Below are 286 nucleotides of genomic sequence, written 5' to 3'. Positions count from 1 at the left end.
TCTTTTTTGTTTTTTCTTCTACCTGCCACAAGGTTTTCTTTCTTTCCTCTTTTTCCTTGCCTTTCCCCATATACTCTCTCTCCTCTTTTTGACCATCCGTACACTGAAGAGGCAAACTCCTCAAAACCAGCCTCATCTATGAATACAAGGCTTGCAACCCCATAAATTAGAATTAGCTCTTTCAGGATTTTTTGATATTCTGCTCTTTTTTCTTCATCTCTTTCTTTATATAGTAACTGTTTTTTTTTCTCGTAATTCCCATTTCTTTAAATCTATATGACAGTGC

The 286-nt window shown here is 35.3% G+C and carries 1 protein-coding gene; it reads right to left on the bottom strand.

Annotated elements, in window-relative coordinates; translation table 11 throughout:
* Positions 1 to 181: 181 nt before the first annotated feature.
* Positions 182 to 262: a hypothetical protein gene (locus tag ACLD7X_RS19610; RefSeq protein WP_411425351.1), complete on the bottom strand. Its 81-nt coding sequence runs from the start codon at positions 260 to 262 to the stop codon at positions 182 to 184.
* Positions 263 to 286: the final 24 nt, after the last annotated feature.

Origin of the sequence: Aphanothece microscopica RSMan92, from assembly GCF_046613545.2 — a bacterium.
GTDB lineage: Bacteria > Cyanobacteriota > Cyanobacteriia > PCC-6307 > Cyanobiaceae > NIES-981.
Note: the sequence above shows the minus strand (reverse complement) of the source record. Positions and strands in the feature narration are given on the sequence as shown.